Origin of the sequence: Microbacterium dauci, assembly GCF_030065535.1 — a bacterium.
In the GTDB taxonomy this organism is placed as follows: domain Bacteria; phylum Actinomycetota; class Actinomycetes; order Actinomycetales; family Microbacteriaceae; genus Microbacterium; species Microbacterium dauci.
The window spans coordinates 59,838-74,352 of sequence record NZ_JASJND010000008.1 but is presented as its reverse complement, the minus strand read 5'-3'; the positions used below and the strand labels follow the sequence as shown (position 1 = coordinate 74,352).

The 14,515-nt window shown below is 70.1% G+C and carries 13 protein-coding genes; 5 read left to right on the top strand and 8 right to left on the bottom strand.

Translation table 11 applies throughout. The features are described 5' to 3' along the window. Window positions 1-67: 67 nt before the first annotated feature. From QNI14_RS13740 to QNI14_RS13720, 5 genes are all read right to left on the bottom strand, one after another. Complete coding sequence (locus QNI14_RS13740) at window positions 68-1,528, bottom strand: ABC transporter permease (RefSeq protein WP_283717194.1); 1,461 nt, start codon at window positions 1,526-1,528, stop codon at window positions 68-70. Beyond that, a complete protein-coding gene (locus QNI14_RS13735; protein ID WP_283717193.1) occupies window positions 1,525-2,286 on the bottom strand; it encodes an ABC transporter ATP-binding protein in 762 nt (253 codons plus the stop codon). The genes QNI14_RS13740 and QNI14_RS13735 overlap by 4 nt, the downstream gene beginning before the upstream one ends. A gap of 92 nt (window positions 2,287-2,378) precedes the next feature. Next, window positions 2,379-3,014, bottom strand: a complete 636-nt coding sequence (locus tag QNI14_RS13730) for a response regulator (protein WP_283717192.1) — start codon at window positions 3,012-3,014, stop codon at window positions 2,379-2,381. After that, window positions 3,011-4,201 (bottom strand): sensor histidine kinase, encoded by a 1,191-nt coding sequence (locus QNI14_RS13725; RefSeq protein WP_283717191.1) that lies wholly within the window; start codon window positions 4,199-4,201, stop codon window positions 3,011-3,013. The genes QNI14_RS13730 and QNI14_RS13725 overlap by 4 nt, the downstream gene beginning before the upstream one ends. Window positions 4,202-4,257: 56 nt before the next feature. Beyond that, window positions 4,258-4,737 (bottom strand): Lrp/AsnC family transcriptional regulator, encoded by a 480-nt coding sequence (locus tag QNI14_RS13720; RefSeq protein ID WP_283717190.1) that lies wholly within the window; start codon window positions 4,735-4,737, stop codon window positions 4,258-4,260. Window positions 4,738-4,854: 117 nt separating this feature from the next. Between QNI14_RS13720 and QNI14_RS13715 the strand changes: the two genes are divergently transcribed. Next, window positions 4,855-6,252: a DUF6421 family protein gene (locus tag QNI14_RS13715; protein WP_283717189.1), complete on the top strand. Its 1,398-nt coding sequence runs from the start codon at window positions 4,855-4,857 to the stop codon at window positions 6,250-6,252. 3 nt (window positions 6,253-6,255) lie between these two features. On the opposite strand, the gene QNI14_RS13710 is transcribed toward QNI14_RS13715, so the two are convergent. Beyond that, window positions 6,256-7,716: an MFS transporter gene (locus QNI14_RS13710; RefSeq protein ID WP_283717217.1), complete on the bottom strand. Its 1,461-nt coding sequence runs from the start codon at window positions 7,714-7,716 to the stop codon at window positions 6,256-6,258. Between the two features lie 177 nt (window positions 7,717-7,893). Between QNI14_RS13710 and QNI14_RS13705 the strand changes: the two genes are divergently transcribed. Beyond that, window positions 7,894-8,961 carry a threonine aldolase family protein gene (locus QNI14_RS13705; protein WP_283717188.1) on the top strand — a complete coding sequence of 356 codons (1,068 nt, stop codon included), beginning with the start codon at window positions 7,894-7,896 and terminating at the stop codon, window positions 8,959-8,961. Between the two features lie 10 nt (window positions 8,962-8,971). On the opposite strand, the gene QNI14_RS13700 is transcribed toward QNI14_RS13705, so the two are convergent. Continuing rightward, window positions 8,972-9,598 carry an NUDIX hydrolase family protein gene (locus tag QNI14_RS13700; RefSeq protein WP_283717187.1) on the bottom strand — a complete coding sequence of 209 codons (627 nt, stop codon included), beginning with the start codon at window positions 9,596-9,598 and terminating at the stop codon, window positions 8,972-8,974. Between the two features lie 77 nt (window positions 9,599-9,675). On the opposite strand from QNI14_RS13700, the gene QNI14_RS13695 reads away from it, so the two are divergent. The 3 genes from QNI14_RS13695 (at window position 9,676) to QNI14_RS13685 (ending at window position 12,819) form a co-directional block, all read left to right on the top strand. After that, window positions 9,676-10,317, top strand: a complete 642-nt coding sequence (locus tag QNI14_RS13695; RefSeq protein WP_283717186.1) for an alpha/beta hydrolase — start codon at window positions 9,676-9,678, stop codon at window positions 10,315-10,317. 313 nt (window positions 10,318-10,630) lie between these two features. After that, entirely contained in the window at window positions 10,631-12,316 is a 1,686-nt protein-coding gene (locus tag QNI14_RS13690) for an ABC-F family ATP-binding cassette domain-containing protein (protein ID WP_283717185.1), read from the top strand. 32 nt (window positions 12,317-12,348) lie between these two features. Continuing rightward, window positions 12,349-12,819 (top strand): hypothetical protein, encoded by a 471-nt coding sequence (locus QNI14_RS13685; protein ID WP_283717184.1) that lies wholly within the window; start codon window positions 12,349-12,351, stop codon window positions 12,817-12,819. Between the two features lie 66 nt (window positions 12,820-12,885). Here the strand turns inward: QNI14_RS13685 and QNI14_RS13680 are convergent, their stop codons facing one another. Next, complete coding sequence (locus tag QNI14_RS13680; RefSeq protein WP_283717183.1) at window positions 12,886-14,385, bottom strand: hypothetical protein; 1,500 nt, start codon at window positions 14,383-14,385, stop codon at window positions 12,886-12,888. Window positions 14,386-14,515: the final 130 nt, after the last annotated feature.

The window sequence follows — 14,515 nt, the reverse complement described above, 5'->3', positions numbered from 1 at the left end:
TACGCACGGTTTGTGGTGCTTTGGCGGGGTTCATAACGCCGAGAGTCGTGCGTAAACGGACGGAGGTTCAGTCGGCGAGCGCCTCGACCGGTGCGGTGCGGGTGGCGATGCGCGTCGGGGCGACGGCGGCGACGAGAGTGAGCACGGCGGTCGCGACCACCACCACGACGACCGGGAGCCACGGGATGGCCGGCGCGACGAACGTCGGCGACAGCCACAGCGGCGGCACGGCGACCGAGCCGAGCAGCGACTGCGCCGCGATCCAGCCGTAGGCGACACCGAGCACGAGCCCGAAGGCGAGCGCCGTGATCGTGACGTGCGCAGCTTCGATGAGCACCATCCGGCGGATCTGCGGCGCGGTGAGGCCGAGCGCGCGCAGCAGCCCGAGCTCGCGGCGGCGCTGCACGACGCCGATCGTCAACAGGTTTACGAGGCCGACGGCCGCGATCACGGCGCTGACGGCGACGAGGCTCATCATGACGGTCGAGAACGAGTCGACCATCTGCTCGAACGCCGCGTCGGGCGTGCCGCCGCCGGATGCCGCGACGAGCGCCTTCGCAGACTCTGCAGCGACCGCGAACATCACAACGAGCGCGACACCCATGACGACGCCGATGGCCATGCGGCTCGAGCGCTCCGGGTACCGCACCGCGTTCTCGGCCGCGAGACGTGCCGTGACCGAGCCGCCGAAGAGCCGGCCGGTCGCGCGGAGCAGCCGCGGCATGATCGCCGTCGCCGACAGGGTGAGCGCCGTGAACGAGAGCAGCCCGCCGATGAACGACACGATCACGCCTGCGGGGGTGATCATGCCGGCGAGGATGCCGAGGACCAGGAGGCCCGCGCCGCCGATCCCGAGGATCCACGAGCCGATGTTGCGACCGCGACGGCCGGCGAGCGCTTCGGTCGTCTGCTCGACCGCGCCGCCGAGCGCCTGCAACGGCGTGACGGTAAGCACGCGACGTGAGCCGGCCCAGGCTGCAGCCCACGTGGTGAGCGCGACGGCGACGGCAGGGAGGAGTAGCGCCGGCTGGACGACTGCGTAGTCGACCTCGATGCCGAGCGCCCGGTCGAGCAGCGGCAGCGCCGCCGCGACGGCGGCGGTCGCCCCGACGAGACCGAGGACGGCGCCGATCGCGCCGACGGCGAGACCCTGCCCCGCGACCTCGGTGCGCTGCGAGAGAGCGGTCGCGCCGATCAGTCGCATGAGCGCGATGCGTCGCGTGCGCCCCGCGATGATCGTCGAGAAGGTGTTCGCGGTCACGATCGCCGCGACGTAGATCGCGACGGCGAGCAGGATGAAGCTCAGGATCGCCAGGACCACGGTCATCGTGTCCGAGGAACCGTACGTTTCGTTCGCACGGAAACTCGCCGACAGGTAGCCGGTGGCCGAGAGCAGCACGACGCCGAAGGCCGTCGAGATCGCCGCGACGAGGATGGTCGCGCCCATACCCCGCTCGCGCAGCCAGGCGAACGTCGACCGCGGTGCGACGACCGCCGGCATCCGTTGTTCGAGGGTCACGGCGGTCATGCCGACACCTCCGCGGCGAGCATGAACGCCGACACCTGCTCTGCGGTCTGCGCGGGTTTGTCGGCGACGATGCGCCCGTCGCCGAGGAACAGCACGCGGTCGGCGTACGAGGCGGCGACCGGGTCGTGCGTCACCATGGCGATGGACTGGCCGCGCTCGCGGCTGGCGGTGCGCAGGAGCGTGAGCACTTCACGGCTCGACCGGGAGTCGAGGTTGCCGGTGGGCTCGTCGGCGAAGACCAGGTCGGGTGCGGTCGCGAGCGCGCGGGCGATCGCGACGCGCTGCTGCTGCCCGCCCGAGAGCTCGTGCGGCCGGTGCCGCAGCCGCGCAGTGAGTCCCAGCGACTCGACGAGCCCGTCGATGCGGGACCGCTCGAGTGCGCTCGGGCGCCGGCCGTCGAGGTCGAACGGCAGCAGGATGTTGCCGATCGCGTCGAGCGTCGGCACGAGGTTGAACGCCTGGAAGATGAACCCCACCCGGCGGCGACGCAGGATCGTCAGGTCGATGTCGGAAAGATCGGTGATGTCGGTGTCGCCGATCCAGACCTTGCCGGATGCCGGTGCGTCGAGCCCCGCCATGATGTGCATGAGCGTCGACTTGCCCGAGCCGGAGGGGCCCATGATCGCGGTGAACTCACCGCGGCGGATGCCCACGGTGACGTCGTCGAGCGCACGCACGGCGGATTCGCCGGCGCCGTAGGTTTTGGTGAGGTTCTGGACGCGGGCGGCAAGGCCCATGTCGGAGGTCGTGATCTGCATGTCTTCGACGCTACGAATGAGCGGGGTGCCGCCGCGTCGGCCCGAAGTCGCGGCCGCGTACATCTCGAGGATGATCCGCAGCCAGCCGCGCGTCAGGCGAGGCCGTGCTCGAAGGCGAAGACGACGAGCTGCACCCGGTCGCGCAACGCGAGCTTGGCGAGGATGCGCGACACGTGGGTCTTCACGGTCGCCTCGGAGAGGAACTCGCGCGCGGCGATCTCCGCATTCGACAGCCCGCGGGCGGCGAGCGCGAAGATCTCGCGCTCGCGCTCGGTGAGCTCGCCGTACGCGGACGGCGCGGCGCGGGTCGGTTCGTTCAATGCGGCGAACAGCTGCCTGGTCGCCGCGGCGGCGATCACCGACGAGCCGGCGTGCACGGTGCGGATCGCGGCGAGCAGGAACTCCGGGTCAGCGTCCTTCAGCAGAAAGCCGCTCGCACCCTGCTGGATGGCGCGCGCCGCAGCTTCGTCGAGATCGAACGTCGTCAGCATGACGATGCGGGGCGGCTCGGGGTCTTCGAGCAGGGCTGCGGTCGCGGTGAGCCCGTCCATCACCGGCATCCGGATGTCCATGAGCACGACGTCGGGGCGCGTCTGCCGCACGACGTCGATGGCCTGCGCACCGTCGGACGCCTCACCGACGACCTCGAGGTCGGGCTGCGAGGAGATCACCATGCGGATGCCGGCGCGGAACAGCGCCTGGTCGTCGACGAGCACGACGCGGATCATCGCACCGCCTCCGCACCGGTGGGCAGCACGGCCGAGACGGTGAACACGCCCTCGTCGGCACCGGCCTCGAGCGTGCCCCCGATCAGCTGCGCCCGCTCACGCATACCGATGAGCCCGTGTCCCGGCGGACGGGAGCCCGGCGCAGCATCCGCCGACACGGCATTGCGAACCGCGAGCTCAACCCGATCGTCATGCCACGCGAGCGACACATCAACCGGGCCTCCCCCGCCGTGCCGCAGCGCGTTCGTCAGCGCCTCCTGCAGGATGCGGTACACCGAGAGCTCGACGGATGCCGCCACCTCGCCCCGTGGCGCAGGGTAGACGTCGACGCGGAGCGGCACCCCCGCGGCGCGCACCTGCGCGTACAACTGCTCGAGATCGGCGAGCGTCGGCTGCGGGCCGTCGGACTGCGAGTGCCGCAACTGGGTCAGCAGCAAGCGCACGTCTGAGAGCGCGGAGCGCGCGGTGGTCGAGATGGTCTGGAGCGCGGCATCCGTGGCATCCGCGTCCTTCGTGTACCGCGCCCCGTCGGCCTGCGCGATCACGACGGCGAGCGAGTGCGCGACGATGTCGTGCATGTCGCGGGCGATGCGCGTGCGCTCCTGCTCGGCGGCGGTCTCGGCTTCGGCCCGCTCCTGCGCGGCGCGGGTCTCACGGGCGCGCAGCCCGGTGCGTCTGAGCGCGCCGACCGTCCACGCGAGGAGGAGCCCGAACACCGATGCGGTGAACAGCATCACACCCGAGACGAGGAAGTTGCGAAGCGCGCTCTCGACGCTCCAGCCGCCCGCGAGCACCGGCGGGAGGATCAGATACACCGTGATGGCGAGGGCACCGACGAGGCTGGATGCGAACCCGAGCCAGAACACCAGTCGACTGCCGTAGGCGGCGGTCACGTAGAGCACCCCGAGGATCGCGACGTTCGCGAACAACGGCGGGAAGCCGAGCGCCATCTGGATGATCGCCGCAACCCAGGCAATGCCGAGTGCGAGCGGCGGCGAGAGCCTGCGGATCGCGAGGGCGCCGCTGAACACGAGCGTGAGGAGCGCCGCCGCCAGCACCGCGATGCGACCGTCGAGTTGCGATACCGAGGTGATCATCGAGACCGAGAGCGGCAGCGCGACGAGCGCGAACACCGCCCCTACACCGATGTCGGTGAGCAGTTGGTATCGGCGGAGCGAGCGGAACACGCCCCCGACGCTACGCGAGCGGATGCCGCGCGGCATCCGTCTGCAGATGTATCCGCTCAGGCCGGACTGATGGGACGCTGCTCGAAGAAGGACTGCAGCACGATCGTCGTGCGGGTGTTCACGGATGCCGCGGCGCGGATCTGCCGGATGAGGCGCTCGAGGTCGCGGGGCGAGGCGACCCGGACGAAGAGCATGTACGCGGCGTCGCCCGCGATCGAGTGGCACGCTTCGATTTCGTCGAGGTGTGCGATGAGGTCGGGCGCGTTGTCGGGCTGCGCCGGATCGAGCGGCGTGATCTCGACGAACGCCGCGAGCGGCTTGCCGACCGCTTCGGCGTCGACGACGGCGCGATAGCCGGTGATGATGCCGCGGGTCTCGAGGCGGCGGACGCGCGCCTGGGTCGCCGAGACCGACAGCCCGGTGATCGCGGCGAGGTCGGCGAGCGTGGCCCGTGCGTTGACCGACAGCTCCGCGACGATCGACGCATCGATGGGGTCACCGAGGCGAAGGGAGGATGCGGTTCCGTCTGCTGCCACGGACTGACCGTATCGCACCGAAACCGGATCGCGATTCTTCCGGTTGCGCTTGTCTTGAGCAGGAATTGTTCCGGTAGAATTGCCGCCATACCGACCAAGGCACGTGAGGAGGCCACCATGCGCGCCACGATGACGATCGACGTCGACACCGTCCACGACCCCGCCACCGCCGAGACCTCGGCCGCCTGGCGGTCGCTCAAGACCGCCGCGACGGCGCTGCAGGCCCTCCAGACCGCCGACGGTTCGGTGCCGGATGCCGCCGATCACGACGCCGCTCGTGCGCACGTCGACGCGATCACGGCCGGTATCCACGCCCTCGCACCGGCGTTCCCGCACGACGAGGCCTACCTCGCCGCGAGCGTCGCCGACTTCGAGCGGTGGGCCGACGGCGGCTTCGGCGCGCCCGACTTCCTCGACTCGCTCGTCGCGTTCCAGCCGCAGCAGCACCGCACCGACGGCCTGCGCCACCTCGTCGTGTTCCCGATGTACACGCAGAACGGGTCGCGCGAGCGCAAGGTCGAGGCCGTCCTCGTCGAGGTGATCTGGCCCGAGTTCATCGCCGAGGTCGAGACGACGTACACGAACCGGCTGTTCGTGTCGCTGCGCCTGCTCGACTTCACGCCCGGGTACGACACGAACTCTGCGGTGCTCTTCCCCGAGACCGTGGCGATGCGCGAGATCCCGACGTTCACGTGGGGCGCGATCTTCCAGGACCGCGAAGCGGCCAGGTACCGACGCGTCGTGCGCGCGGCATCCGAGATCACCCGACTCGAGCTGCCCGAGGCGGCCGCACGTCTGCTCGACGACCAGCAGCTCGCCGAGAAGACCTTCGTGATGTGGGATCTCATCCACGACCGAACGCACATGCGCGGCGACCTGCCGTTCGACCCGTTCATGATCAAGCAGCGGATGCCGTACTTCCTGTACACCCTCGAGGAGCTGCGCTGCGACCTCACCGCGTTCCGCGAGTGCGTCGCGATCGAGCGTCGCCTGTCGTCCGAGTCGTCGCTGTCGGAGACGGATGCCGAGATGCTCGAGCACGCCGGCCTCGTGCAGTACGCCGTGATCTTCGACCGGATCTTCCGCTTCGCGATCACCGGGACCCGGGAGCGCAACTACGACGGGCTCGGCGGGCAGCTGCTGTTCGCGTGGCTGCACCGCCGCGGCGTACTCCACTGGACCGACACGTCGCTCGCGTTCGAATGGGACCGCGTCGCGGATGCCGTCATCGCCCTCGCGGACTCGATCGACCGGCTCTATTGGGAGTCGATCGACCGGCCGAAGGTGGCGCACTGGCTTGCCGCGTACGAGCTTGTGCGCGAGACCGTGACGCCCCACCCCGCCTCGCGCTGGGCGCGCGGGTTACCCGACGAGATCCTCGCTGGGTTGCCGAAGGGCTACACCGACGCCGTGCTCGACGACGAGTTCCCGCTGTCGATGTTCTTCGAGGCGCTCGAGAAGAAGATGCGTCCCGTCATCGCGTCGACGGCCGGCATCCGCGGTACCGACGACTGACGATCAGCCCTTCGCAGGCGGCGGCATCAGCCCCGGCCGAGAGTCGGTCTGATCGGCGACGCCACCGCGCGCCTGCGCAGACGAGGCCGGCGCCGTGCGATGCGCATCAGGTGCCGGGTACGGCGTGAGGGCGGCATCCATTTCGGCGATCATCGGGTCTTCGGCCGTCGTCTCGGGCGCGGTCGTGTACGCCGCCGACAGCGTCCGATACGACTTCGTCACGAAGGCGGCGAGGGCGACTGCGACCATGACGAGACCGCCGATGAGGAAGATGAGCGCGATGCCGCGCATCTCGCCCTCGCCAAGCAACCACGACCACGCCGCCTCGCCTTCATCGGAGCGCAGGTACGGGATGACCCAGAACTCTGCGAGCGGTGCGATCGCGAAGGACGTGATCGGCGCCGCCGACACCTCGAGCGCCGTCGCCGCACCGAACACACGCCCCTGCCGCTCGAACGGCACGACGCGCTGGATGACGGTCTGCTCGGCGGACTCGACGACCGGCACGAGCATCATGTAGATCCAGACGCCGATGCCGTAGAGCCACCACCACTCGCGCAGCGTGAACACGGCGCCCAACAGTCCCATGGCCACCACGACGAGCAGCAGGGTGCGGATCGGGTTGCGCCCGAGTCCCTTCGCCGCGACGATGCCGCCACCGATCATGAAGCCGGTCGCGGTGACCGCGAGCACGAGCCCCCAGATCTCGACCGGGAACAGCGTCAGTCCGTACGGGTCCATGAGCGCCATGTAGAGGCCGCCGATGAGGTTGTTGAACGTCGAGAAGAGGATGAGGGCGAAGAGTCCGGGGACTGCCCGGATCGCCGCGGCGGCACCGCGGATGTCGAGGAGCTTCGAGCCCGGTTCGGGCACCGGCTTGTCTTCGGGGATCCGCAGCACCAGGAGGTGGACGACGGGCACGGCGGTCAGCACGATCGCGATGACGAGCGTCCACCCCATGCCGAGCAGCCCGATCGCGAGACCCGACAGCACGCTCGTGACGATGAAGGCGAGGCCCTGGACCGTGCCGACCATGCCGTTCGCGTTCGCGTGGCGCTCGGTCGGTACGAGGAGGGTCACGGTCGTCGAGAGCGCGATGTTCCGGAGGTTCTCGATGACCGCGCCGGCGAGGATGATCGCCGAGAACAGCCAGAACCACGGTTGCCCGAGATCGAGCAGCGCGGCCTCTGGCTGCGACAGGTAGATCGCCCCCGCGAGCAGGAATGCGGCGAGGGTCGCGAGGCCGGAGAAGACCATCACCGAGTGCTTGCGGAACCGGTCGACGAGGGTGCCGAAGACCATGCCGAAGATCGCGAGGAACAGCATGTACGCGCCGCCGATGATGCCGGTGGCCAGCACCGATTCGGTCCGCAGGTACACCCAGAACGTGAGGGCGAACCACAGAAAGCTCGTCGTGATGTTGGCCACGGCAGTGTTCACCAGCACGTGAAGGAATGTCCGCATGCCGTTCGGCGGAACGGTGCGCGGCGTGGCGGCCTCGGCCGCAGCGGATGGTGCGGAGTGGGGCGTCAGGTCGTCTGACATGGGGCCAGCGTAGGGCGGGCCACCGACACGCGCCTATGCACGCATTCGCCTGGATACGGCGAAGATCCGCGCTCGACGGCGATCTAGGCTGGAACGGTGACGACGCTCCACGATCCGACGGTCCGTTCTTTCGCCAGCGACAACTATTCCGGGGTCCACCCCGAGGTGCTCGCGGCCATCACCGCGGCCAATGACGGCCACCAGGTCGCGTACGGCGAAGACGTCTACACCGCCCGCCTTCAGGAGGTGTTCGCCCACCACTTCGGCGAGGGCGTCCAGGCCTTCCCCGTCTTCAACGGCACGGGCGCGAACGTCACCGGCCTGCAGTCGATGCTCCCGCGGTGGGGCGCCGTCGTGGCGGCATCCACTGCGCACATCAACGTCGATGAGGGCGGCGCGCCCGAGAAGGTCGGCGGGATCAAGATCCTGAACGTGCCGACCGACGACGGCAAGCTCACCCCCGAGCTCGTCGACCGCGAGGCGTGGGGCTGGGGCGACGAGCACCGCTCGCAGCCGCTCGTCGTGTCGATCACGCAGTCGACCGAACTCGGCACCCTGTACACCCCCGAGGAGATCCGCGCGCTGGCCGACCACGCGCACGAGCGCGGCATGCGTCTGCACCTCGACGGCGCCCGCCTCTCGAACGCTGCGGCCGCCCTCGATCTGCCGCTGCGCGCGTTCACGACCGACGCGGGCGTCGACGTCGTGAGCGTCGGCGGCACGAAGAACGGCGCGCTCGCGGCCGAGGCGATCGCGGTGCTCGACCCTGCGGCATCCGAGGGACTGCCGTATCTCCGCAAGCTCAACATGCAGCTGGCGTCGAAGATGCGCTTCTTGTCGGCGCAGCTCGTCGCGCTCTACGAGGGCGACCTGTACCTGCGCAACGCGCGCCACGCGAACGGCATGGCCGCACGCCTACGCGGTGCGGTCGAGGCCGGCATCGCCGATGGGTCGATCTCGGGCGTCTCGTTCAGCCAGCCGACGCAGTCGAACGGCGTCTTCGCGGTGCTGCCCGACGGCGTCGCCGACCGGCTGCGCGAGAGCTTCCGGTTCTACGACTGGGATGCCGCGAAGAACGAGGTGCGCTGGATGTGCTCGTTCGACACGAGCGAGACCGACGTCGACGCGTTCGTCGCTGAGCTGTCGCGGTTGACCCGGGGCTGAACGCCGAGGTTCAGCGCAAGGCGCCGACGGAGGCGAGAGCGAGGCGCACGAGCGTCGAGCGGCCGCCCTCCATCTCGGCGGCGAGGGATTCGGATGCCGCCTCTTCGGGCGACATCCAGGTGACCTCGAGCGCGTCCTGACGCGGTTCGCACGTCCCCGTCACCGGCACGACGAACGCGAGCGACACGGCATGTTGCCGGTCGTCGTGGTACGCGCTCACGCCCGGGATCGGGAAGTACTCGGCGACCGTGAACGGCACCGGCTGCGGCGGGAGCAGCGGGAACGCCATCGGTCCGAGGTCGTTCTCGAGGTGGCGGAACAGCGCATCGCGCACCGTCTCGCCGTAGCGCACGCGGCCCGAGACGATCGTGCGGGTGATCTCGCCGATCGGCGTCGCCCGCAGCAGGATGCCGACTTCGGTGACCGCCCCCATCCCGTCGGTGCGCACCGGCACCGCCTCGACGTAGAGCATCGGCAGTCGGCGACGTGCCTCTGTGAGCTCGATGTCGCTCAGCCACGCCGGGTTCCCGGCAACGCCGCCGCCGGTCAGCGGCGACCCGAGTCCACGCAGCGGATCGTTCCGCGCGCCGTCGTCGTCGCGCTCGTTCGGGTCGGGATCGGGAGTACGGACGGCCATGCCCTCATGTATACCCGAGCGGATGCCGCCCCGCGGGCGCCCGGCCGTGCGGCCGCACCCTGGTGCAGGATGGAGCCATGACGACCCTCGACCCGAATGCCGTGCTCTGGTCCGTGCCGCCTGCCGAGCGCGCGGGTCGGCCGCTGCTCGTCCTGCTGCACGGCTACGGCTCGAACGAGGAGGACCTCTTCGGGCTCGTGCCGCACCTGCCGGAGGCGTTCGTTGTGGCATCCGTCCGCGCGCCGCTCTCGCCGCGATTCCCGATGCCCGGGTACTCGTGGTTCACGATCGACGGCGTCGAGGGCCGCGACCCCGACGAGGTGCAGGCGTCTGCCGATGCCGTGCTCGCGTTCATCGACGAGGTGGGCGGGGATGCCCCGCTCGTCGGGCTGCTCGGATTCTCGCAGGGCGGCGTCATCTCGCTGCAGGCGCTGCGCACGCGCCCGCACGGCATCGCGTTCGCGGTCAACCTCGCCGGGTACGCGTTCCCCGAGCCGGTGCCGTCCGACGTCGAGCTCGCCGACGTGAAGCCGCCGGTGTTCTGGGGTCGCGGCGCGCTCGACCCGGTGATCCCACAGCCCTTCATCGAGCACACGGCGCAGTGGCTGCCCGAGCACGTCGACCTCAGCGGCCGCGTCTATCCCGGCCTCGCGCACGCGGTGTCGGCGGAGGAACTGCACGACGTCCACGTCTTTCTTGCGAAGCAACTTGAAGCCTGAGCGAAGCAAGTCGAAGCCTGAGGGGTGGCATCCGCTCGCCGGGGTGGCTAGCATGGCCGAGTCCTGTTCCCGAGTGTGAGGAAGAGCCGTTGAAGCTCATCGACGCGATCGCGCTGTGATTCCGCGCTGACCCGTCGAGCCTCCTCGAGGAAGATCTGACGGTCCGCCCGGTGTCACCCACCGACCAGCGCGGACCGTCGCCTCCACCGCAGTGGTGTTCCTTTCCGGATGCCGCTGCCCGGCCGCACCCGATCGCTGCGGACCGGACCGGATCACGCACGCGTCCGCGCATCCCGATGACAGGGAGGCGCTCATGCCCAGCACCACACTCACCTCTGCCGTCACGCTCGACGGCGTGACCTTCTCCTGGCCCGACGGCACCGCCGCGCTCCGCGACGTGTCGGGCGCGTTCGGCACCGGCCGCACCGGCCTCGTCGGCCGCAACGGCTCCGGCAAGACGACCCTGCTGCGACTCATCGCGGGTGCCCTCGAACCGGCATCCGGCACCATCAGCAGGTTCGGGCGGGTCGACGTCCTGCCGCAGCGGCTGACGCTCGACACCGGCCGTCGTGTCGCCGACGTGCTCGGCATCGCCGGTGCGCTCGATGCGGTCCGGGCGGTCGAGCGCGGCGACGTCGACGAACGCCACTTCGACACGATCGGCGACGACTGGGACGTCGAGGCGCGCGCCGTCGCGGCGCTCGACGAGGTCGGCCTGCCCGCGGGCGCGCTCGACCGCCGCGTCGGCGAGCTCTCCGGTGGAGAAGCCGTCATCGCGGGGCTCGTGGGACTGCGCCTGCGCGGCGCCGACATCGCGCTGCTCGACGAACCGACGAACAACCTCGACCGTGACGCCCGCCGCCGCGTGCACGAGCTGGTCCGCACGTGGCGCGGCACGCTTATCGTGGTCAGTCACGACACCACGCTGCTCGACCAGCTCGACGACACTGCGGAGCTCTACGACCACGAGCTGTCGGTGTTCGGCGGGCCGTACGCGGAGTGGAAGGCGTGGCTCGACACCGAGCAGGCCGCGGCGCAGCAGGCCGAGACCGCGGCGCGGCAGGCGGTGCGGCGCGAGAAGCGCGATCGGCAGCAGGTCGAATCCGCGATCGCGACACGGAGCGCGATGGGCAAGAAGGCGGCCGCCGAGCGCAGTGCGCCGCGCATTGTGCTCGGCGCGAAGAAGCGCGCCGCGCAGGTCACGGCCGGGCGCCTTCGCGTCGAGGCGAACGAGAAGGTGGATGCCGCGCGCGCCGCGGCCGACCTCGCCGGTCGCCGCGTGCGTGACGACGCCTCGGTGCGCATCGACCTGCCCGACCCCCGCGTCGGGTCGGGCCGCCGCATCGCGACGATCGGCGACGGCGAGCGCTCGTGGGTGCTGCAGGGTCCGGAGCGGGTCGCGCTGATCGGCCCGAACGGCGCCGGGAAGACGACGCTGCTGGAGCGGCTCGTCGCGTCGGCGTCAGCGGGGTCAGCGGAGGCCGCCGTGCACAACGACGCCAATCCGGGCGATGCGAGGCCGGAAACCGCCGAATCCGACGATTCCGCAGCGGAATGGAGACGTTGTGCACACGCGACCGCGCATACCGACCGCGTGGGCTACCTCTCGCAGCGGGTGGACGGGCTCGACGAGGCGGCATCCGTGCTCGAGAACATCCGCACGGCTGCGCCGGGCGTCGGCGATGTCGAGCTGCGGAACCGCCTCGCGCGGTTCCTGGTGCGGGGCGACACCGTGCTGCGGCCGGTGTCGGCGCTGTCGGGCGGCGAGCGGTTCCGCGTCGCGCTGGCGCGGGTGCTGCTGGCCGAGCCGGCGCCGCACCTGCTGGTGCTCGACGAGCCGACGAACAACCTCGATCTCGACACGATCGACCAGCTCGTCGCCGCCGTCGGCGCCTATCGCGGCGCGGTGCTCGTCGTCAGCCACGACGACGGCTTCCTCGAGCGCATCGACCCTGCCCTCACCCTCGAGCTGCGGGACGGGGTGATGACCGAGATGTAGTCCGAGCGATACGGTGCTCTTTGGGGGCAGGGATGACGACGAACGATGCAGGCGATCTCAGCGCGGTGGCGGCCGCATTCACTGCGGTGCGGGGCGATTCGGCTGACGGCATGTGGGCCGCGACCGCTGGGTCGTTGTTGATGATGGACGGGATGCCGGACGCGCAAGCCAGCGCGCGCCTGCGCCTGCTCCTCGCGCCGCTCGCCGTCGCGGGCGTCCGTGCCGAGCACGCGTTCGGTTCCGCGGCCGAGTGGGCGAGGGGCGTCATCGACGACGAGCTGCGATCTGAGCCGACGACAGCGGCCCGCGACGCCCTGATCGGCGTCGCGATGACGCTCGCGCTCGGAAGCGCGTCGGGGTGGACGTTGGCCGCCCGGATCGAGGACACCGGTAACTGGGATCTCCCCGCGGTCGCGCTGGCATGCGCGACCGCGGCGCTGCTGACCGCGTGCGCGCTCCGCCTGCGGTCGTGGGTGATCGCGCGGTTCGGAAGGCGACCCTGAGAACGACCTCACGCTCACGCTTCGGAATGGGGTGATGACCGAGGGGGAGCCCGGCGCTGAGGTGCGTCAGCGGAGGATGTCGACCTGGATGATGCCGGGATCGGTGACCCGTGCCTCCGTGATGAGGCCGCTATCGACGGTGAGATCGCCGATCTCGACGTCCCACGCCGTCGAGCCGTCGAGGGCGTACGCCACGAGACGGGCGGGGGTGTCGACGGTCGACCCGACCTGGACGATGAGCTGGTCACCGGATGAGGCATTGAACGCAGCGTAGTCATCGATCGGAAGCGACAACGGCCCGGCCGAAGTCCATACAGCGGTCGCTCCGGGTTCCATCCCACCCAAGGGCTGAACCTGCGTGACGACGGTAGCGCCCACGAGCGACAGGCTGAAGGACTCAGCCTCGTCCGCCTCGAGCTCGATCGACTCGATCGTGCCGCGCTGTTCGACGACCTCACCCGAGATGGGGTCCAGCCTGAGCACGTCACGGTCGACGCCGATGACCCACAGTGACTCGTCGTCCCCGGCGACGTCGAGCACCTCGACCGTCCAGCAGAGCTCCCCGGTCCGCGGGTCGATCGCAGACAGGGGGTAGCTGTCGTAGCGATCGAAGCGATACTCGTGGTGCAGGACGACACCCGCTGCTGCGATGAAGTCACCCTCTCGGAACCAGTCGAGCGCTTCACCGGATTCCGCGTCGAACGGGTGACCACTGACGAACACCGTCTCGTCGAAGTGCTGAGCGATGAAGTGATTGCCTTCGTACCGCTGCGCGTCGATCGCGTTCGCGTCGATCGTCCATTCGGGCTCGAGGGAATCTGGGTCGAGGCGCGTCACGGTGTCGTCGTCTCTGAGGACATACGCGCCCGGCGCTTGGGAGGCCACGTCCCACGCGGTCCAGCCTTGGGGGGCGTGACCCACGACCGAAGACACCCATCCCGTCGCCGGTCGCTCCGCGAGCTCGCCACCGTCGTCCAGTGCGAGTGCGACGAGGCGGTACTCGCCATCGATCACATGGTTGACGAGCAGCCTGTCGGAGACGCCGCTGGAGAGCGGTGTCCCGACGATGAAGAGCCCACCGTCGACGGTGATGTCCCACCTGTGCTCGCCGGATCCGCCGTCGATGACGGCGAGGTTCGTCCGCCTCGCGTCGTCGTCTCCGGCCGAGGCCACGATCGCCACGAGGTCCTCGCCCAACGGCTCGGCGTTGTTGCCGGGGTCGCCCCACGACGGCGCCTCTGCCTCGAACTCGACGACGGTCTGCCGCGTCAACTCACCCGTGGCCGAAAGATCGAGTTCGTAGGAGGGAATGCGCGCAGCGGTCGATGGGTCGCAGGTCACAGGTGCCGGGGTGGGATCGTCCGACGGGGTGGGAGACGGGGCGACACTCGTCGGCGTCTCGGTCGGCGTTTCGGCCGCGGTCGGTGTGCCCGGCAACAGCTGTGGCAACGCGATGGCCACGCCGGCCGCGAGCGCGACGGCACCGACGCCTCCCGCGACGATCCACGGCAGACGCGATCTCGGTGCCTTCGGTGATGCCGCGTCGTTGTCCCCCAGTGCATGCATGCTCGAACAGTAAGAGAGACCGCATGCGTCCGCGCGCATCCATCACGCGTCGAGGGTCACGACTTCGTATCGAACCGTTCCGCGCTCCCAGCGCAGAGCGCAACCCCCGCCGCGATGTCGGAGGTCCGCG